The organism is Corynebacterium sp. ZY180755, assembly GCF_054331495.1.
Map to the genome: position 1 here is coordinate 935952 of NZ_CM135811.1, position 19113 is coordinate 955064.

General features: G+C 56.9%; 18 protein-coding genes and 1 riboswitch. Of the genes, 14 read left to right on the forward strand and 4 right to left on the reverse strand.

The genetic code is table 11. From position 1 onward, the window contains the following. Positions 1-11 precede the first annotated feature (11 nt). Positions 12-120, forward strand: a riboswitch (TPP riboswitch). The 8 genes from ACXM2N_RS04440 (at position 114) to ACXM2N_RS04475 (ending at position 8922) form a co-directional block, all read left to right on the forward strand. Further along, the gene (locus ACXM2N_RS04440) at positions 114-1505 is read left to right on the forward strand and encodes an ABC transporter ATP-binding protein (protein ID WP_458490408.1); all 1392 of its coding nucleotides are present in this window, start codon (positions 114-116) and stop codon (positions 1503-1505) included. Its footprint overlaps the riboswitch before it by 7 nt. Further along, the gene (locus ACXM2N_RS04445; RefSeq protein WP_458490410.1) at positions 1502-2257 is read left to right on the forward strand and encodes an energy-coupling factor transporter transmembrane component T family protein; all 756 of its coding nucleotides are present in this window, start codon (positions 1502-1504) and stop codon (positions 2255-2257) included. Before ACXM2N_RS04440 ends, ACXM2N_RS04445 begins: the two co-directional genes overlap by 4 nt. Beyond that, positions 2254-2766, forward strand: coding sequence for a hypothetical protein (locus ACXM2N_RS04450; RefSeq protein ID WP_458490412.1), 513 nt, complete (start codon positions 2254-2256; stop codon positions 2764-2766). Before ACXM2N_RS04445 ends, ACXM2N_RS04450 begins: the two co-directional genes overlap by 4 nt. Then, positions 2723-3142, forward strand: a complete 420-nt coding sequence (locus tag ACXM2N_RS04455) for an NUDIX hydrolase (RefSeq protein ID WP_458490414.1) — start codon at positions 2723-2725, stop codon at positions 3140-3142. Before ACXM2N_RS04450 ends, ACXM2N_RS04455 begins: the two co-directional genes overlap by 44 nt. A gap of 454 nt (positions 3143-3596) precedes the next feature. Beyond that, entirely contained in the window at positions 3597-5204 is a 1608-nt protein-coding gene (locus ACXM2N_RS04460; RefSeq protein WP_458490416.1) for a peptide ABC transporter substrate-binding protein, read from the forward strand. 100 nt (positions 5205-5304) lie between these two features. Continuing rightward, the gene (locus ACXM2N_RS04465; RefSeq protein ID WP_458490418.1) at positions 5305-6231 is read left to right on the forward strand and encodes an ABC transporter permease; all 927 of its coding nucleotides are present in this window, start codon (positions 5305-5307) and stop codon (positions 6229-6231) included. Then, positions 6224-7225: an ABC transporter permease gene (locus ACXM2N_RS04470; RefSeq protein WP_458490420.1), complete on the forward strand. Its 1002-nt coding sequence runs from the start codon at positions 6224-6226 to the stop codon at positions 7223-7225. The genes ACXM2N_RS04465 and ACXM2N_RS04470 overlap by 8 nt, the downstream gene beginning before the upstream one ends. A gap of 17 nt (positions 7226-7242) precedes the next feature. Next, positions 7243-8922, forward strand: coding sequence for a dipeptide ABC transporter ATP-binding protein (locus ACXM2N_RS04475; RefSeq protein ID WP_458490422.1), 1680 nt, complete (start codon positions 7243-7245; stop codon positions 8920-8922). A gap of 53 nt (positions 8923-8975) precedes the next feature. Here the strand turns inward: ACXM2N_RS04475 and ACXM2N_RS04480 are convergent, their stop codons facing one another. The 4 genes from ACXM2N_RS04480 to ACXM2N_RS04495 form a co-directional block, all read right to left on the reverse strand. Further along, the gene (locus ACXM2N_RS04480) at positions 8976-9782 is read right to left on the reverse strand and encodes a S1 family peptidase (protein WP_458490424.1); all 807 of its coding nucleotides are present in this window, start codon (positions 9780-9782) and stop codon (positions 8976-8978) included. Beyond that, on the reverse strand, positions 9783-10151 hold the full coding sequence (gene arsC, locus ACXM2N_RS04485) for an arsenate reductase (glutaredoxin) (protein WP_458490426.1): 369 nt from the start codon (positions 10149-10151) through the stop codon (positions 9783-9785). It lies immediately after the preceding gene. 97 nt (positions 10152-10248) lie between these two features. Beyond that, the gene (locus ACXM2N_RS04490; protein WP_458490428.1) at positions 10249-10785 is read right to left on the reverse strand and encodes a DUF402 domain-containing protein; all 537 of its coding nucleotides are present in this window, start codon (positions 10783-10785) and stop codon (positions 10249-10251) included. Continuing rightward, positions 10786-11490, reverse strand: coding sequence for an Rv1157c family protein (locus ACXM2N_RS04495; RefSeq protein ID WP_458491005.1), 705 nt, complete (start codon positions 11488-11490; stop codon positions 10786-10788). 984 nt (positions 11491-12474) lie between these two features. Here ACXM2N_RS04495 and typA point away from each other — a divergent pair. The 6 genes from typA (at position 12475) to dapC (ending at position 19098) form a co-directional block, all read left to right on the forward strand. Continuing rightward, on the forward strand, positions 12475-14394 hold the full coding sequence (gene typA, locus ACXM2N_RS04500) for a translational GTPase TypA (protein WP_458490430.1): 1920 nt from the start codon (positions 12475-12477) through the stop codon (positions 14392-14394). 100 nt (positions 14395-14494) lie between these two features. Beyond that, on the forward strand, positions 14495-16198 hold the full coding sequence (locus ACXM2N_RS04505) for an ABC transporter substrate-binding protein (protein WP_458490432.1): 1704 nt from the start codon (positions 14495-14497) through the stop codon (positions 16196-16198). Then, positions 16198-17106 carry an N-acetyl-1-D-myo-inositol-2-amino-2-deoxy-alpha-D-glucopyranoside deacetylase gene (gene mshB / locus ACXM2N_RS04510; protein WP_458490434.1) on the forward strand — a complete coding sequence of 303 codons (909 nt, stop codon included), beginning with the start codon at positions 16198-16200 and terminating at the stop codon, positions 17104-17106. The genes ACXM2N_RS04505 and mshB overlap by 1 nt, the downstream gene beginning before the upstream one ends. A 68-nt stretch (positions 17107-17174) precedes the next feature. Next, positions 17175-17510, forward strand: a complete 336-nt coding sequence (locus tag ACXM2N_RS04515; RefSeq protein WP_458491007.1) for a hypothetical protein — start codon at positions 17175-17177, stop codon at positions 17508-17510. A gap of 94 nt (positions 17511-17604) precedes the next feature. After that, entirely contained in the window at positions 17605-17922 is a 318-nt protein-coding gene (gene fdxA / locus ACXM2N_RS04520; protein ID WP_458490436.1) for a ferredoxin, read from the forward strand. Between the two features lie 78 nt (positions 17923-18000). Further along, complete coding sequence (gene dapC / locus ACXM2N_RS04525; RefSeq protein WP_458490438.1) at positions 18001-19098, forward strand: succinyldiaminopimelate transaminase; 1098 nt, start codon at positions 18001-18003, stop codon at positions 19096-19098. Positions 19099-19113: the final 15 nt, after the last annotated feature.

Sequence of the window (19113 nt, forward strand, 5' to 3'; positions counted from 1 at the left end):
TTACTATAAGACAGACCAAACACGGGAGCCTACGAGGCTGAGATGCGCCCTGATGCGGCGCGAACCGTTCGAACCTGATCCTGGGTAATACCGGCGCAAGGGAGTTACACATTATGGCTGCTGCACATGCAGGGCATATCACAGCACGCGGTTTTGGCTACCGCCACGCTTCACGTAAACACAAGGCGCTGCAGGATATTTCCTTTGATATATCCCGCGGTGAGCGGGTCCTCCTCCTAGGGCCCTCGGGGGCAGGAAAGTCCACACTCCTGTCAGCTATCGCCGGGTTGATTGATAGCTCAGAAGGTGCAGTAGATGGCGATCTCACTACCCATGGCGTGGTGGGCATGGTCCTCCAAGACCCTGACTCCCAAGTTATTTCATCCCGTGTTGGTGATGATGTGGCCTTTGGATGTGAAAATCTACGGGTGCCGGCGGAGGAGATTTGGCCCCGCGTTCATGAAGCGCTAGAGATGGTGGGGCTCAAACTGCCGCTGAGCCACCCCACGAAAAAACTCTCCGGTGGCCAAAAGCAGCGGTTGGCGTTGGCCGGTGTCATCGCCATGGGAGCAGACATCATCGTCTTGGATGAGCCCACCGCCAACCTTGACCCTCAGGGCGTGCGTGAAGTGGTGGAAGCCGTATCCTATGTTGCGGAAAAAACCGGTGCCACAGTGATTGTGGTGGAACACCGCGTTGCCACATGGCAGGACTTTGCCACCCGTGCCATCGCATTAGACGCACATGGCTATCTCATTGCGGACGGCAACGTGGATACCGTCTTGGATATGCATGGGCCTCAGCTAGCTGACGCCGGAATCTGGATCCCCGGTCTTGAGCCTTCGCTGCCACATGCCCGCACTATCACCACCAACGAGGCTGCCGTGACAGGCGAGCGCCTTATTTACGGCTGGGACACCCCACTTAACCCATCGGCGCCGTTGGACATAACCCTGCCGGCTGCAGCATCCACAGTGATTACCGGGCCAAACGGTACGGGCAAGTCCACGCTGCTTCTCACCCTAGCTGGGCTGCTTTTGCCCCACGCCGGTGCGGTGGAAAGCCACCCGCAGCTGAGCGTGAAGGGGAAAACCAACCCACACTCGTGGCGTTCGCGGGATCTGGTCCAACGTTTTGGCTACGTATTTCAGGATCCGGAGCACCAGTTCGTCGCCCGCACAGTGCGAGAAGAGCTGGCGCTCGCGGCACCGCAAAACAAAGCTGATGACATGATGGAACGGTTGGGGCTGAGCGCCTTTGCCGAGGCAAACCCTTTTACCCTCTCCGGCGGGCAAAAGCGCAGGCTTTCTGTGGCCACCGTTTTAGTGAACTCACCGAGCGTGGTGTTTTTGGATGAACCCACCTTCGGTCAAGACCGCACTACGTTCTCGGAACTAGTGCATCTGATCCGTGAACTCACCGACCACGGCGCCACCACCGTTTCTATCACTCACGACCCTCTCTACCTAGGCGCGCTCGCGGACAAGGAGGTCGCGCTGCGATGAATGTGCTGAACACAACCAACCCAGTCACACGCATCGCTGCGCTGATTATTGTCACAACACCATTGTTGCTCAGCGTGGACGTCGTCTCCGCGGCGGTGTCTCTCGCGTTCACCGTCGCATTAGCTCCAGTGTGTGGGGTGAGCTGGCCTCAGCTGGCTCGCCGAGGCTGGCCCATTCTCTTGGCCACTCCGCTAGCTGGTATCTCCATGGCGCTCTATGGTCGGCCGGAGGGGCGCGAGTACTTTTCCTTCTTCTTTGCCACCGTCACGGATAATTCACTCCAGCTGGCGTTAGCGATCATGGTGCGTGTTCTGGCCGTCGGCTTGCCCGCCATAGTGTTACTAGCCCACATCGACCCCACCGAGCTGGGGGACGGTTTGGCTCAAAAACTAAAGCTGCCAGCGCGTTTCGTTTTGGGCGCGGTAGCTGCGACGCGGCTGCTCAGCCTGTTTCGATCAGACTGGCATTCTATGCGTCGGGCGCGCCGGGCGCGTGGTGTGGACTCCAGCGGGCGCATCCGCACCGCGATCTCGCTAACGTTTGGCCTGCTGGTTCTGGCCCTGAGGCGCGGCGCAAAGCTAGCGACAGCGATGGAGGCGAGAGCCTTCGGTCGCTTTGATAGCAGAACGTGGGCAAGGAAGTCCTCATTCGGTGGCCGCGATGTGGCAGTGTTGCTGTCCTGCGTTGCGATCTCCACGATCGCCATCGTAGTGGCTGTGGCCACAGGCTCTTTCAGGTTCTTGGGCGCATGATTGTGCTTATCGACGGCCGCTCCGGGGCCGGAAAAACTTCCTTCGCGGGGCGCCTCGGCGCCCTCCTGGGCGCCACGGTGGTGCACCTGGATTCCTTTTACCCTGGATGGTCAGGCTTAGAATTAGCGAGCCAGATGGTGGCACGCGATGTGCTGCGTTCCCATGGTGGTGGCTATACAGCCTGGGATTGGGAGAGGGGACTTCCGGCTGGATGGGTTGACCATGGGTGGTGCCCAGGAGAGGGGACTCTCATTGTGGAGGGCTGCGGGGCAGTCACCGATAGTACCGTCAGACAAGCAGGCAAGCTTGATTTAGTGTTCACCATGTTTTTTGACGGGGATGAAAGGCAGCGTCGAGCAAAGGTTGTAGCCCGCGACGGGGACGTGGAATCGTGGTGGGATATGTGGGCCTTCCAGGAGCAGACGCATATGGAAACCATGCCGCTGTGTGATGTATATAGGTGGAATGAGCAAAACCATCAAGATCTCGGCGCTGGCGATCAGAAATAAAGATAACGAGATCCTCCACGTGCGCAAGCGAGGAACGAGCATGTTCATCATGGTCGGGGGAAAGCTCGAAAAGGGGGAGAGTGGGCGTGAAGCAGCATTGCGTGAGGTCGCGGAGGAAGTCGGCCTTAGCTTCGGGCCTGCAGACGTTCATTTCTTAGGCAGTTTCAGCGCGCCCGCGGCTAATGAAGTCGGGCATGTGGTTGAGTGCGACGTCTTTGTAACCGCAGAGCAGGTGCAGCTGGACTCAGTGGAAGTTCAACGCGAAATAGTGGAGTACCGCTGGTTCCCACTCGACAGTGTGGCCGAAGAATTGGCGCCCCTATCTCGCGACGTGGTGCATCCGGTATTGAAGGAATGGGTGAAAGCGCCTCAGTGAAATACGCGCTCGCGTTGTGTGCAGGGCAACGCGAGCTGGGGGCTGGAACGCGGGGAGCCGGTGTGCTTGTGCGGATAGATAAAGACCACTATTAGTGGTGAATTGATCGCTTCGGACTGCATGGGTGAACCCGATGGCGGCAAGGCGTAGCAGTTTCATGCAGATTGCATGTGAGCTAACTGGACTGGGGGTGAGTGTGTGACTCAGCTATCACCCCCGCTTTATAACGGAAAGATAACATTAAGGTTTTTAATTAGAAACGCTTCACTATTTTTTGTGCAGGTAGTGGCTAAATTGCTCAGATGAAAACTGTTAGATGACAGTTTTCTCGTTGATTTGTCACCTAAAAGCTTCTTTTGGCTCCGGATCACACGGTTAGGATTAATCCCTAACACCGCTTTGTGAAGCACAATTTGCAAAGTGCTGTCATGAAACCAAAACCCGGAGGTCTTAAATGACGCTTAAGAAGACTCTTGCTGTCGGTGCATCCGCAGCACTCGCTTTGAGCCTTGTAGCTTGCTCGTCTGATTCTTCAGATGGCGCATCTGGCTCTTCTGAGGGCGGCACCAACTACATTCGTGCAAACTCTACTGAGCCACAGAACCCACTGATCCCTGCTAACACTAACGAAGTTGGTGGCGGCAACCTGGTAGATCTCATCTACTCAGGTCTCGTTTACTACGATGCCGAGGGTGAAGTTCACAACGAGATGGCTGAGTCTATCGAGCTAGAGGGTGACAAGACCTACAAGGTTACTTTGAAGGACGGCATCACCTTCGCTGATGGCACCGCAGTTAAGGCTGAGAACTTTGTTAAGGCGTGGAACTACGCTGTTGCTAATCAGCAGCTATCCGCGTACTTCTTCGAGCCTATTCTGGGTTACGCAGAAGAGGGCGTCGATGCAGAGACCGGCATGGAAGGCCTGAAGGTTATTGATGACAAGACCTTCACTATCGAACTGATCCAGCCTGAGTCTGACTTCCCGCTTCGCCTGGGCTACTCCGCGTTCTACCCGCTTCCTGACGAGGCATTCGAGGACATGGACGGCTTTGGTGCAATGCCTAACGGCAATGGCCCATACAAGCTCCTTGAGTGGAACAACAATGAGAACGCAATCGTTGTTCCTAACGAGTCCTACTCCGGTGAGCGCACCCCTAAGAACGACGGCATCGAGTTCGTCTTCTACGCCCAGCAGGACGCAGCATACGCAGACCTGCTCTCTGGAAACCTGGACGTTTTGGACTCCATTCCAGATTCTGCTTTCGCAAACTTCGAGCAGGAGCTCGGCGACCGTGCCGTCAACCAGCCGGCAGCAATCTTCCAGTCCTTCACCATTCCTGAGAAGCTCGAGCACTTCTCCGGTGAGGAAGGCAAGCTGCGTCGTCAGGCTATCTCCATGGCCATTAACCGTGAAGAGGTCACTGACAACATCTTCCAGGGCACCCGTACCCCTGCTACTGACTTCACCTCCCCAGTTATCCCTGGCCACTCTGATTCCCTCAAGGGCGCAGAGGTTCTGGAATTCAACCCAGAGCGCGCAAAGGAACTGTGGGCTGAGGCAGATGAAATCAGCAAGTACACCGGCGAGTTCACCATCGGCTACAACTCCGATGGCGGCCACCAGGCTTGGGTAGACGCAGTTGCTAACCAGATCAAGAACAACCTTGGTATCGAGGCAGTGGGTGCTCCGTACCCAGACTTCAAGTCCCTGCGTGATGAGGTGACCAACCGTACCATCGCCGGCGCATTCCGTACCGGCTGGCAGGCAGACTACCCATCCCTCGCGAACTTCCTTGGCCCACTGTACGTCACCGGTGCAGGTTCCAACGATGGTGATTACTCCTCTGAGGACTTCGATCGCCTGATGAAGGAAGGCGCTGGTGCTGAGAGCACCGAGCAGGGACTGGCTAAGTTCAACGAGGCACAGGAAATCCTGCTGCAGGACCTCCCTGCAATCCCACTGTGGTACTCCAACGTTGCAGGTGGCTACTCTGAGGCAGTCTCCGACGTAGTCTTCTCTTGGAAGTCCGTACCTGCTTACTACAACATCACCAAGAACTAAGTGCCTAGATCACAGTTCTTAATGAAATAAGAGACGCCACCCCGCGCTGATCCTTAGCGCGGGGTGTTGTCCGTGGTTTCTACACATTAAGGAAACGCTTATGCTGCGCTATATCGGGCGTCGTCTCCTCCAAATGATCCCAGTGTTCTTTGGTGCGACGCTTCTGCTGTACGCCCTTGTGTTCCTGATGCCTGGTGATCCAGTCGAAGCCCTTGGTGGCGATCGCGGACTCACTGAAGCAGCTAGGGCTCGCATTGAGGCGGAATACAACCTCGATAAACCATTTATCATCCAGTACTTGCTCTACATCAAGGGCATTTTCACCCTCGACTTCGGTACCACCTTCTCCGGACGTCCAGTGGCTGAAGCTATGGCGAGTGCATTCCCAGTCACCATCAAACTAGCGTTGATGGCGATTGTGTTCGAAGCCGTCTTTGGCATCATCTTTGGCGTCATCGCCGGTATTCGTCGCGGTGGCATTTTTGATTCCACCGTCCTCGTTGTTTCCCTCCTGGTTATCGCGGTGCCATCCTTCGTTATTGGCTTCGTGTTCCAGTTCTTTGTTGGTGTGAAGTGGGGACTACTTCCGGTGACAGTGGGACCGAATGAAACATTCAAGTCCTTGCTCATGCCGGCGATCGTGCTTGGCGCTCTGTCCTTCGCGTACGTGATCAGGCTTACGCGTCAGTCCGTGAGTGAGAACCTCACTGCTGACTACGTCCGCACCGCTCGTGCGAAGGGATTGAGCAATGGCAGCGTGACTGTCCGCCACGTCCTGCGTAACTCCATGATCCCTGTTGCTACCTTCCTGGGTTCTGATCTTGGTGCCCTGATGGGTGGCGCAATTGTTACTGAGGGCATCTTCGGTATCAATGGTGTTGGTGGCGCAATCTACCAAGCTATTTTGAAGGGCGAGCCAACAACGGTTGTGTCGTTTACTACCGTTCTTGTGATTGTTTACATCATCGCTAACCTTCTTGTGGACCTGCTCTACGCCGTTCTCGACCCGAGGATCCGCTATGCATAACAACGAAGACAACAAGACTTTCATTGCTGAAGAGGAGAATAAGTCCTTCTTCCCAGGTCCTCGTAGGGGACAAGAGCACTTCATCGCTGAGACGGATGAGACTGGTCTCGGGGCAGTTGATGCAGTAGCTGATGAGTCCGCGCCTACATCTGTGTGGGGTGAGGCGTGGCGTTACCTACGCAAGCGCCCGCTATTTTGGGTTTCTGCCCTGTTGATGCTCGTGGCAGTAGCGATGGCCTTGTTCCCATCGCTATTTACAAGCACTGACCCACGTTTCTGCGAACTGTCCAATTCTTTGGCTGACCCAACCAGTGGCCACCCATTTGGCTTTGACCGTCAAGGCTGCGATATTTACGCACGCACTATTTACGGTGCTCGCGCATCCGTTGCAGTAGGTGTTCTCACCACCATCGCAGTAGTAATCCTAGGTACCGCCATTGGTGCGCTGGCTGGCTACTTTGGCGGCATCATTGACACCCTGCTTTCGCGTTTGACTGACATCTTCTACGCAGTCCCACTGGTTCTTGCAGCGATTGTTGTTATGCAGATGTTCAAGGAATACCGCACTATCGTCACCGTTGTGATCGTGCTGGCTCTATTTGGTTGGACCAACATTGCCCGCATTACTCGTGGTGCGGTGCTGTCCACAAAGAATGAGGAATTCGTGACCGCTGCTCGTGCAGTGGGTGCTTCCAAGTGGAAGATCCTGTCTTCCCACATCCTCCCCAACGCTGCAGCGCCGATTATCGTGTACGCCACCGTGGCGCTGGGTACGTTCATCGTGGCTGAGGCGACCTTGTCCTTCCTTGGTGTTGGTTTGCCGCCAAGCATCGTGTCGTGGGGTGCTGACATTGCAAAGGCTCAGACGTCCCTGCGCTCCCAGCCAATGGTGCTGTTCTACCCAGCCATGGCGCTCGGCCTGACAGTGCTTAGCTTCATCATGATGGGTGACGTTGTCCGCGACGCCCTCGATCCTAAGTCCCGCAAGAAGTAAAGGAGCACGTGTTACTCATGACTGACAACAATCAGGCTCCTTTGTTGGAGCTGAAGGATCTTAAGATTTCGTTCACGTCGTCCACCGGTGTGGTTGACGCTGTCCGTGGCGTGAATCTGACTATTTACCCTGGCCAGTCCGTGGCAATTGTGGGTGAGTCCGGTTCTGGTAAGTCCACTACCGCAATGTCCATCATCGGCCTGCTGCCTGGCACCGGCAAGGTGACCGGCGGCGAGATCATCTTCAACGGTGAGCACCTAGAGAACAAGTCCGACAAGGAGATGGTGGCCTACCGCGGATCAGAGATTGGTTTGGTTCCACAGGATCCAATGTCCAACTTAAATCCGGTGTGGCGCATTGGCACGCAGATTAAGGAATCCCTCAAGGCCAATAACATTGTGCCGGGTTCTGAGATGGATAAGCGTGCCGCTGAGTTGCTGGAGGAAGCAGGTCTGCCGGACGCCGAGCGCCGCGCTAAGCAGTATCCACATGAGTTCTCTGGCGGTATGCGCCAGCGCGCTCTGATCGGCATGGGCTTGGCTGCTCGTCCTAAGCTGCTGATTGCCGATGAGCCAACGTCCGCGCTGGACGTCACGGTTCAGAAGAAGATTCTGGATCACTTGGGTGGTTTGACTAGGGATCTGGGCACCGCAGTGCTGTTTATTACACATGACTTGGGTCTTGCCGCCGAGCGCGCAGAGCACCTGGTAGTGATGCACCGCGGCCGCGTCGTTGAGTCTGGCCCATCCTTGCAGATTTTGCGCGACCCACAGCACCCCTACACCCAGCGCTTGGTCAAGGCCGCTCCGTCGCTTGCGTCCGCTCGTATTCGCGCGGCGAAGGAGCAGGGCATTGAGTCTGAGGAACTGCTGGTTAAGGAGCACGCAACCACGGGCGAAGATGTCATTCGCGTTGAAAACCTGACCAAGGTGTTTGATGTTCGCGGCCAGCGTGGTGATAAGGCCAAGCTGAAGGCAGTGGATGATGTGAGCTTTGGCCTGAAGAAGGGCACTACGCTCGCGCTGGTGGGCGAGTCCGGTTCCGGTAAGTCCACTGTGGCTAACATGGTGCTCAACCTGCTGGAGCCAACCTCGGGCAAGGTGTTCTACAAGGGTACGGACCTGTCTACTCTTAACAGCAAGCAGCTATTTGAAATGCGCCGCAAGCTGCAGGTTGTGTTCCAGAATCCATATGGTTCCTTGGATCCGCAGTACTCTATTTACCGCTGTATTGAGGAGCCCCTGCTCATTCACAAGGTTGGTAACCGTAAGGAACGCGAGGCCCGCGTTGCGGAGCTTCTCGACATGGTAGCCATGCCGCGTTCAGCGATGCGCCGCTACCCAAATGAGCTCTCCGGTGGTCAGCGTCAGCGCATCGCTGTCGCTCGCGCGCTCGCACTGAATCCAGAGGTTATTGTCTTGGACGAGGCGGTCTCCGCGCTTGACGTGCTGGTGCAGAACCAAATCCTGCAGCTGCTGGCGCAGCTGCAGGACGAGTTGAACCTCTCCTACCTGTTCATCACCCATGACTTGGCAGTTGTGCGACAGACTGCTGACGAAGTGGTTGTTATGCAGAAGGGCCGTCTGGTGGAGCACGGCACTACGGATGAGCTGTTTACGAACGCGAAGGAAGAATACACTCGCGATCTCATCAACTCCGTTCCAGGCCTTGGCGTGGAACTCGGTACCGGCCTGTAATAGGCAGACCAAGCAAAAGTCCGGCCCACACACAGTGTGTGGGCCGGACTTTTTTAGCTAGAGAGCACTGTGACGTTGAACCGGTAGTTCAGCAGCGACTCGATTTCGGAGATGTTGACAATGGGACTTTGAGGTGCGGGAAGCCTGGTAGGGAAGCGGGTGGCATCCACCACCGGCATTGGCGCGCCCGTGATAGCGGGCCTGTTGCTTCCGCCGTGTCGGGCGATCCAATCCGCATGTTCTGCCACTGGGGTGTAGAACGCGCCGGTGCCAATCTTGGAGGACATGGACATCACACCGGTGACGTAGCGTCCCTGCAGCAGCGGGCCGCCGGAGTCCCCAGGCTGTGCACGGCCGCCGGTGAGAGTGGCCTCAATCAGAGTGGCGCGGGGATCGTCGGAGGGCAAATTGGTGACGCGTCGAACGACGCGGACGTCTGCCTGCTCTGCGCGGCTGAGCGGGTTAAGGCGGCGGTCATCGCCGCCCCAGCCGGTGGCTATGCCTCGGGCTCCCGAACGCAGGTGAGCGCCGGAAATAGGAGCCGGGGTCACACCCGTTGGGCGGTTCAGCGTGACGACAGCCAAGTCTGCACTTGGGTGCAACGTAGCCTCGGTAACACGGAGGGTTCGGTTGCCTACGACAACTTGGTTGGCTCCCTGGCGTACACAGTGCTTTGCAGTGAGTACCTTCGTTGGAGCGATAACTGTGCCTGTGCACAGTCGGTCACCAAGGATCACTCGTGCGATGCTGGCGGACTGATTGGTGCGCCCTCCCATGACAGCGCTAGCGGTTGGGGTAGCGGCAAACAACGCGATGGCGGCGGTTGCGGCGGCAGTGACGCGTTTGAGCACAGAAACCATTTAGAGGATCTCCTCGATCAGTTCAGTTGGGCGGGCAATACGGACGCCTTTGTCGGTGACAACGATAGGTCGCTCGATCAAGCGGGGATACGTGGTCATGGCGCTCAGAAGCTCATCATCGGTACTCGAGTCCGACAAGCCGAGTTCTTTGTACTCTTTCTCCCCACGACGAATAGCTTGGGCGGGGCTTAACCCTGCCCGATCTAGCAGTTGCGCTAGTTCATCGCGGGTTGGGGGAGTGTCAAGGTAATTAATGATCTCCACAGAAGCGTTTTCGCAGTTCTCCTTCACGTAGGCCACTGCTGCGCGGGATTTGGAACAGCGCGAATTATGGTAAATGGTAATGGAGTTAACTTCTGTGACACTCATAGGGTCTCATAGTAGGCCAAAAGTACCCTTAACGGAAGCTATTGCCCATAAAAATTAAGGCCCGCACTGGGGGCGGGCCGAGGTTACTGAGGTGGGGTTATGGTGCTGGAACGAGTTCCACGTTCTCCGCCCAGGACAGGTTAATTCCCTTGGACTTTAACCATTCAAATGGGTTGTCGCCAGCGCGGGTGATTCCCTCTACCGCGATGAGGGTGGCGTCAATTGCGCGCTCTGCGTCCTCGGCGGAGATGAGACCGGCGGAGGTGGCGGCGGCGAGCTCGTCAATGTCGAGAACCTCGATGGGCTGACCAGAATTCCACAGCAGATCTACATAGAGGTCACGGGTGGTCCATACGCCGTTGTCGTCTACGGTAATGTCAGCAACATCGAAGTAGATTTCCTCCTTGCGCTCTACGTCTTCGCGGTAGTGGAAGATGTTTGCGCGCAGACCCACCTCTGGTAGCAGCCAGCTTTCCAAGTAGCCGAACCGTGGGTGATCGGCGCCGCGGGCCATGTACAAGCCAAAGTTGGTCTCGCGGTAGAGGTCAACGTCGCGGTTGAACCCCTTGGGGTCAATGTTGACCAAATCCTTTGTATTAAAGGTTTCCTGCTTTATTGGGTGCAGGTCTGCCATTTATTTCACCTCGAAGAATGCTGCGGTTGGGATGAACCTGCATCCAGCATCCTTCGTATTGACGGTGCCGGAAACGATGGCAACTATGCGGCCCTTGCCAGTCTTGGCGGTGCCGGACACGGTTGCTGGTCCTTCCTTGTTAATACCGTTGTCACCCAGTGGAGTTTCGCCCCACTTGAGGGTGTCAATGTTGAACCACTGCACTTTCATGGCCTGTTTTCCAGAAAGTGCGGAGGTACCAAGCGCGGTGAAGAGGAACGCGGTTTCCCCGGCTTTTGCTCCTGGTGCTGGGATTTTGGTTGGTCCCGGCACCGCAATGGCGCTGCCTACTGAATCTTGGGTTCCGCCAATGCACTTGCCGGATACCGTTGGCCAGTAGAACTGAGTGAAGTTCACGGATCCTTCAGGCAGTTTTACGTCAGATTCGCCGCCACCTTCAAAGAATGCGACGGCACTCAACAGTGCTGCGCGAAGATCCCGCGGGAGGGTCTCGGCGAGCGCTCGTGCTCGATCGAGGACCTGAGGCGTGGGGCGCCCCAGTTCATCGATGGGCAGGAGTGCCTGCGGAGAAAATGCGGAAGATATGGAGCCTAGGGCTTCGTCGGCAAAGTCTGCGACCGGGTTGGCTGTAGCTACAGTCTGGGTAGACAGCGCGAGTGCGATGGTGCACGCGGCGGTAGCGATGCGGGTAAGTGGGCGCACAATGTGCCTTTCTTCCTATTGGTCTGACTATTCCGCGGGCTTGCGTTATCTCTATCTTGAGTTGGTGTGTGAGATAGGGAATAGAAGTTTCTACGGCGTGTCAGACCACATGAGTCTCAGAGGTTTACTCAAATAACATTATTCACAGAAGTAGTAAAGTCAAGGCAAGAGCTGGCACTTTAATAGTTCTGAGCTTGTGGTTTGAGCATGTTTCTTTCAGTTTCTGGTGGGGATTGAAAGATATGTTCGAAGTATCCTCGGTGGAGGTTATTTCATCCTAAACCTGTTCTCTAGCGCTAGTGATCACGTAAAGAGCGCTTGCGCTATTTCGAACACGTTCACGATTAGGTGCAAGAGTCTCACGATTGTCGGTTATGGGCAGTAAACTCAAAGACTTTCTGCCCCCGCGTTCATCCTCTATGTAGTTATTGGTTGTGTGGTCGAGCCTTGGAGCTCGCCCATCACTATCTAGGTCGCATTCTGTGATCTATTCGTTACAAAACTTCTTAAAAAAATTTTTCACCGCCTCCGTGCTGTGTGGCTAGTTGTGGGGAAGCGGTGCAGGTGAGCGCCCATTTGAGGTGGGAAAAATTTTTCCGTTCAGTGTGCATAACTGGCGTTCGATGGGGTAGTGTTTTACAGCTGTAATGGGTGCGCTGTAAAAGTGCGTAGGTATGAAAGAAGTAACGGAGTTTCTCTGCGGCTCTTGGCCGAGCTTTACGTGCCTCACTTTAGGCTTTGACCATTGGGTTCCTTTTTAGAATCCAAGGTTTGGGTGCACCTTAGCTCAACTCAATAGGAATGATCACTTCTGATCTCAGCGCTTGTTTGCGTTTGTTCACCGTGTAACGCGGTGAACTTTTGCGTGAGATGACCTAGTTGTAGGGCCGGTGTTTTTCGCCGCGCTTGCTTTCACCAATGTGCTGGATCGCTTACGCGCTAGGTGAGAGGTGTTTTCTTTCCTTATATACATATCCAGGAGATCCCTTGACTCACCCTGAGTTTCGTAATGTCGCCATCGTCGCACACGTTGACCATGGCAAGACCACCCTTGTTAACGCCATGCTGGAGCAGTCCGGTGCTTTTGGTGACCACGGCGAAGTAACCGACCGCGTTATGGACTCCGGTGACCTGGAAAAGGAGAAGGGCATCACCATTCTGGCGAAGAACACCTCCATTCGCCGTAAGGGTGCTGGCAAGGATGGTTCTGACCTAGTCATCAACGTTATCGATACCCCAGGTCACGCAGACTTCGGCGGTGAGGTTGAGCGTGGCCTGTCCATGGTGGACGGCGTTGTGCTGCTGATTGACGCATCTGAGGGGCCTCTGCCACAGACCCGCTTCGTGCTGGGCAAGGCGCTGGCGGCGAAGATGCCGGTGATTATTGTTGTGAACAAGACCGACCGCCCAGACGCCCGCATCGATGAGGTCGTTGAAGAGGCTCAGGACCTGCTCCTTGAGCTGGCTTCCTCCCTTGAGGATCCTGAGGCGGCCGAGGCTGCCGAGCGTCTGCTCGATCTGCCAGTTCTCTACGCTTCCGGCCGTGAGGGCAAGGCATCTACCGAGAACCCAGGAGACGGCCAGGTTCCAGAAGCTGAGGATCTGCAGGAGCTTTTCGACGTCATCTACGACGTCCTCCCAGAGCCTTCCGCAACGATCGATGCGCCTTTGCAGGCGCACGTGACTAACCTAGACTCCTCCTCCTTCTTGGGCCGTATCGCTCTGGTTCGCATTCACGCAGGCACCTTGAAGAAGGGGCAGCAGGTTGCATGGATTCACTATGACGAGGAAGGCAACCAGCACGTCAAGAACGTCAAGATTGCTGAACTGCTCAAGACCGTCGGTGTTAACCGTGAGTCCACCAATGAGGAAATGGTGGCGGGCGACATCGCCGCTATCTCCGGCATTGACTCCATCATGATCGGTGATACCCTCGCTGACATCGACAACCCTGTGGCACTGCCACGTATCTCCGTTGACGAGCCTGCAATCTCCATGACCATTGGTGTAAACACCTCTCCACTGGCTGGCCGTGGTGGTGGCGACAAGCTGACTGCGCGCGTGATCAAGGCTCGCCTGGACCAGGAGCTGATTGGTAACGTCTCCATCCGCGTTCTTCCTACTGAGCGTCCTGATGCCTGGGAGGTTCAGGGCCGTGGCGAGATGGCGTTGTCCGTTCTGGTGGAGACCATGCGTCGTGAGGGCTTTGAGCTCACCGTTGGTAAGCCGCAGGTAGTGACCCACATGGTTGATGGCAAGCTGCACGAGCCATACGAGCACATGGTCATCGACGTTCCATCCGAGTACCAGGGCAACGTTACCCAGCTTCTGGCTAACCGCAAGGGGCAGATGACCGCCATGGCTAACCTGTCCGGTGACTGGGTGCGTATGGAGTTCGATGTTCCTGCACGTGGCCTGATTGGCTTCCGCACCACCTTCCTCACCGAGACCCGCGGCGCAGGTATCGCTAACTCCTACTCCATTGACGCGCGCGAGTGGGCTGGCGAGATCAAGGACCGCGCTGTTGGCTCTCTGGTTGCTGACCGTTCCGGCCAGATCACCGCGTACGCCCTGACCCAGCTGGCAGACCGCGGCAACTTCTTTGTTGAGCCTGGTATGGAGGCATACGAGGGCATGGTTGTGGGTGCTAACAACCGTGATGAGGATATGGATATCAACATCACCAAGGAGAAGAAGCTCACCAACATGCGTTCAGCAACCGCAGACGCCACCGTGACCCTGGCCAAGGCGCACGTCCTTTCCCTGGATGAGGCAATGGAGTTCTGTGGTTCCGATGAGTGCGTTGAAGTCACTCCGAACGATCTGCGCGTGCGCAAGGTCATTCTGAACGCTACTGAGCGTGGCCGCGCTCGTGCCCGCGAGAAGAACCGCAACAAGGATGCCTAATCCTCACAGCGTGTGAGCCCGCTTAGGTTCACGTAGAACTGGCCCCATTTCCCCGCGAGGTAATGGGGTCATTTGCGTATCTCGGGTTAGACTAAAACGCATGAAAAGTCTCCGCAGCGTCGCCGTTCGTGCCGCAGTAGCAATGGTGAGCTGCGCACTGGTTGTATCGTGTTCCGCAAACCCTGGGCCCGCGCCTATTGAGGAGCCTGGTAACAACGGCAATCAGGATGAAGCCCAAGAAGAGATTGTCCCGCAGTCCAAGCGCTCAGAGATTGCGGTGGGTATTGATCCGGTGGAGGCGGGATTTAATCCGCACCTGTTGAAAGATGATTCAGTATTCATCCGCACCCTCAGTTCGTTGGTGCTGCCGAGTGCTTTTGAGGGGCGGCGGATGAACACGGACCTGTTGACGTCGGCACGCGAAGTGCCGGTTCCACGGGCAGAGACGGCAAGCCAGCCGGACGCCGGAGCCACTAAGGCGCCGGTGATGGCGCTGCGCTACACCATTAATCCAGCGGCCCAGTGGAGTGACGGCACGCCCATTACGGTGGCAGACTTTGAATACCTAGCCCAGGAGCTGTCTCAGGCGGCGGGCGCAAAGAATGCGGCCCTGTACCGTGAGATTACGTCCATCGAGTCCTCGGATGGTGGGCGAGAAGTGACGGTGTATTTGGCGCACCGGATCAAGAATTGGCAGCGCCTTTTTGCTGATCTGCTGCCGTCGCACCATTTGCGCGGGATGAAGTTCACTGAGGTGCTGGCGGACAGTTTCCCGGCCTCCGGTAGCCACTACATGGTGGGCAGCATTGACCGCCAGCGCGGTGTGGTGGTGCTTAATCGCAATGATCGCTTCTGGGGCCGTAATCCAGCAGACATTGAGGTTGTGGATTTTGTCGAGATCCGTTCCACCTCCCAAGCACTGGAGCAGCTGGGTTCCCAGCAGTTGGCCTTTGCTGACTTAACCCCAACTCAGACGTCGCAGCAGGCTCTCAGTCTGATTGACGGGGCGCGCCTTCGGGAGGAGACCTCGGATCGCACCCTGATGGTGGGCGCGAACGCAAACTTGCCGCTGGCGGCGCGCCAAGCTCTCTTGGGGCTTATCGACGTCCGCCAGCTCGCCGAGCTGGCCACCGGTCGCGTTGGCGCAGCACTGCCAGCGTCCAGCCGCGCTCAGCGCGCGGATGAGGACGTGGACGTGGACCAGCTCACCACGCTGCTTAATCGTCCCGTACGCATTGGGGTAGACCCATCCAACGGGGTGGCCGCTGACGCTGCCTTGAACCTTAAGAACATGTTCGTAGCCGCAGGCCTGAAAGCGCGGGTGGTGGAGCAGGATTCCACTACCTTGTTTGCCAAATCAATACCTACCGGAGCGGTCGACGTGTACGTGGGCTGGCAAGACGGTGATGTGCTGGCGCGGTATCAATGCGGGGCCGAAGCCGAGGATGACGCGGAGGATGATGCAGAGGAAACGCAGGCAGCCCCCACCACCGTCTCAGGCCTAAAGCCGCAGAGGCCAACCGCTGCGCCGGGCGCCCCCGCGATCCTAGGCCAAAATCCCACGGGGTACTGCACGCCGGAGACGGAGAAATTCATCTTCGAGGCGTTGGCAGGGGAACATGGATCCCAAGCGGTGGGGAAATGGGCGCTAGCGCTGGAGCGTGAGCAGTCTTTGACGCTCGGCATTGTTCGCGATGAGCGCATCCAAGTAGCCGGTAGTAATCTTGTAGGCCCGAGTGCGGACATTGCAACGTGGCCACAATCAATGTCCAGTTTCAAAACCTGGTCAATCAAGGAGGAATAATGAGTGATCTTGCCGGAATGCGCATCGTAGCGGTGCACGCACACCCAGACGATGAGGCTATTTGGACCGGCGGTGTGCTGGCTAATGCGGCCAGCCGTGGCGCAGAGGTCACCGTTGTTACCTGCACGCTCGGCGAGCAAGGCGAGGTCATTGGTGAGCCTTTCCAAGGCCTTGTTGCTGACGCATCTGACCAGCTGGGCGGATTCCGTATTCGTGAACTCGAACAGTCACTGTCCATCCTCGGGGTACGTGGTGAGTACCTAGGTCACGTGGGCAAGTACCGTGACTCCGGCATGATAGGTGATGCCGCCAACTCGCATTCGCGCGCTTTCATCTCCTCCGGCGAGGATTCCGTGACGGACATAATTGAGGTGTTCGAACGCATTAAGCCACACGTTGTTGTTACGTACGGCCCGGACGGCGGCTATGGCCACCCAGACCACGTTCGTGCCCACAATATCGTCCATGAGGCGCAGCGTATTCTGAGCGAGCGTGGGCACGACTACATCCAGCGCATCTTGTGGGCCGTGACTGGGCGCGAGGCCCTCGAGCGTGGCCTAGCGGCAATCACTACGCCACCTGAAGGATGGCGCGAACCTCTCACCGGAGAGATCGCCTGCGTTGACCAGGTGGACGTTACCCTCTCCCTTGGTCACGATGATTTCGAACGCAAGCGCGACGCGATGAAAGCCCACGCCACCCAGCTGTGGATTGCCGATGGTTCTACCAGCGCCGTGAACCCGCATGCCGCTACCGCCGACGTGGCTGATTCGGCCGCTGCGCCCGCTGTGTTCGCGCTCTCGAATCTGATAGCCCAGCCACTGTTGCCGGAGGAACACTACCAAGTGGGGTTCACTCAAACCCCACTGACCGGCGACACCGATCCGTGGGAGGGCATCACGTGGTAGATTCCCCTCACTCAAGCGCACCACATGTTAATGAGCGCCACTACGTGAAGGATTTCTCCACCGCAGAGATGGTGGGTGGTCTGGTGTGGCTGAGCTTGGCGGCACTGGTGTCTGTGCTCTTGGAGGTCGTGTACCTAGGCACGTGGGTTGGCTCAGTAGCAGTTCCATTCACCATTCCGATCGCGTTTTTATTCAACCTAGTTCTGACAAAAACCGCGCTGCTGTGGTCTGAAAAAGTTGCGGTTGCAGCGGTGCCGCTATACGTGTGGACTGCGGGTTTCCTGCTGCTCACCTTCTGGGTAGGCGTGACTGGGGACCAGCTCGTCGGGTCGAATATTCGTAGCATCGGGCTGCTTTTTGCCGGATTGGCTGGTGGCGGTTGGCCACTGATCATGAAGAAATGACATAATCAACTTTTATGCTGCCCGCGTACACTGGAGTAGGATTGAGCGGAAGCAGCGAAAACTCAAAAAGTGCGAACTGGAGTAAAACACCGAAATGACGTACATAATTGCACAGCCATGCGTCGACGTAATGGACAAGGGCTGCGTGGAAGAGTGCCCCGTTGACTGCATTTACGAAGGCAAGCGGTCTCTCTACATCCACCCAGACGAGTGCGTGGACTGCGGTGCCTGTGAGCCAGCCTGCCCAGTAGAGGCAATCTTCTACGAAGATGACGTCCCAGATGAGTGGATTGACTACAACGAGGCAAACGCAGCCTTCTTTGATGACTTGGGCTCCCCAGGTGGCGCCGCAAAGCTGGGCCAGCAGGACTTCGATGCCCCATTTATCGCAGCCCTGCCTCCACAGGCCTAACCCTCAATTGTCCTTAAAAAGCGCTAGGCTACTTCCACGCCTAGCGCTTTTCATATCCAGTAAGGAACGCTAAAGATCATGGCACGCGTAAGCCTCGGATCCACCCTCCCAGATTTCCCATGGAACTCACTGGAACCAGCTAAGCAGAAAGCTTCCGCCCATCCTGATGGCATCATCAACGTCTCAGTGGGCTCACCGGTAGATGACGTGAACCCCAGCATTCAGCTTGCCCTAGCTGAAGCCGCCGCCGCACCAGGCTACCCACAGACCATTGGTACGCCACAGTTGCGCGCTGCCATTGTGTCGTCTCTTGAACGTAGGTACCGGTGCACCGGCGTGGAAGGCGTGCTGCCCGTCGTGGGAACCAAGGAAGCCATTGCGCTGTTGCCCACCTTGCTCGGCTGCCGCGGCACCGTGGTCATTCCTGAGGTCGCGTACCCGACATATGAGGTGTCCGCGCTAATCGCGGGGGCTACGCCTCTGCGCTGTGATGACCCTACGAGCCTGGACGAGGAGACCGCCAAGGACGTCGATCTGATGTTCATCAACTCACCGTCCAACCCAACGGGTGCGGTCACCAGCGCTGAGAAGCTCAAGGAGATTATCGCGTGGGCACGCCAGAACGATGTGATCGTTGCCTCTGACGAATGCTACTTGGGCCTGACCTGGGAGGGGAAGGCTTTTAGCGTGCTCGATGACGCGGTTTCTGGCGGTGACCACCGTAACCTCCTGGCCATCCACTCCCTGTCCAAGACCTCCAACTTGGCAAGCTATCGCGCAGGCTTCTTCGCCGGGGATAAGGAACTTATTGCTGAGCTGACTGAAATCCGCAAGCACTCTGGGCTCATGATGCCTGGCCCAATCCAGCACGCCATGACCCAGGCCCTCAACGATGACACGCAAGAGGAATTGCAGCGACTCACCTACGCAAAGCGCCGCGAGATCTTGAAGCAAGCGCTCGTCAACGCAGGCTTTAGTATTGAGCACTCCGAAGCAGGCCTCTACCTGTGGGTGACCCGCGGGGAAGACTGCTGGGATACGGTGGAGTGGTTCGCCGAGCGCGGAATTCTTGTTGCGCCAGGTGCCTTCTACGGCCCAAGCTCCGCACAGTACGTGCGCGTTGCACTGACCACCACCGACGAACGCTGCGAAGCATTCGCCGCGCGCCTTGTCTAAACCGCCAGCCAAGCA

Excerpts from the sequence above, each read along its gene's own strand:
- ACXM2N_RS04505 (WP_458490432.1), top strand. The coding sequence starts at position 14,495 with ATGAAAAGTCTCCGCAGCGTCGCCGTTCGTGCCGCAGTAGCAATGGTG.
- ACXM2N_RS04440 (WP_458490408.1), top strand. The coding sequence starts at position 114 with ATGGCTGCTGCACATGCAGGGCATATCACAGCACGCGGTTTTGGCTAC.
- ACXM2N_RS04470 (WP_458490420.1), top strand. The coding sequence starts at position 6,224 with ATGCATAACAACGAAGACAACAAGACTTTCATTGCTGAAGAGGAGAAT.
- ACXM2N_RS04515 (WP_458491007.1), top strand. The coding sequence starts at position 17,175 with ATGGTGGGTGGTCTGGTGTGGCTGAGCTTGGCGGCACTGGTGTCTGTG.
- fdxA (WP_458490436.1), top strand. The coding sequence starts at position 17,605 with ATGACGTACATAATTGCACAGCCATGCGTCGACGTAATGGACAAGGGC.
- ACXM2N_RS04450 (WP_458490412.1), top strand. The coding sequence starts at position 2,254 with ATGATTGTGCTTATCGACGGCCGCTCCGGGGCCGGAAAAACTTCCTTC.
- arsC (WP_458490426.1), bottom strand. The coding sequence starts at position 10,151 with ATGAGTGTCACAGAAGTTAACTCCATTACCATTTACCATAATTCGCGC.
- ACXM2N_RS04455 (WP_458490414.1), top strand. The coding sequence starts at position 2,723 with ATGAGCAAAACCATCAAGATCTCGGCGCTGGCGATCAGAAATAAAGAT.
- dapC (WP_458490438.1), top strand. The coding sequence starts at position 18,001 with ATGGCACGCGTAAGCCTCGGATCCACCCTCCCAGATTTCCCATGGAAC.
- ACXM2N_RS04445 (WP_458490410.1), top strand. The coding sequence starts at position 1,502 with ATGAATGTGCTGAACACAACCAACCCAGTCACACGCATCGCTGCGCTG.
- ACXM2N_RS04465 (WP_458490418.1), top strand. The coding sequence starts at position 5,305 with ATGCTGCGCTATATCGGGCGTCGTCTCCTCCAAATGATCCCAGTGTTC.
- mshB (WP_458490434.1), top strand. The coding sequence starts at position 16,198 with ATGAGTGATCTTGCCGGAATGCGCATCGTAGCGGTGCACGCACACCCA.
- ACXM2N_RS04480 (WP_458490424.1), bottom strand. The coding sequence starts at position 9,782 with ATGGTTTCTGTGCTCAAACGCGTCACTGCCGCCGCAACCGCCGCCATC.
- ACXM2N_RS04475 (WP_458490422.1), top strand. The coding sequence starts at position 7,243 with ATGACTGACAACAATCAGGCTCCTTTGTTGGAGCTGAAGGATCTTAAG.
- ACXM2N_RS04460 (WP_458490416.1), top strand. The coding sequence starts at position 3,597 with ATGACGCTTAAGAAGACTCTTGCTGTCGGTGCATCCGCAGCACTCGCT.
- ACXM2N_RS04490 (WP_458490428.1), bottom strand. The coding sequence starts at position 10,785 with ATGGCAGACCTGCACCCAATAAAGCAGGAAACCTTTAATACAAAGGAT.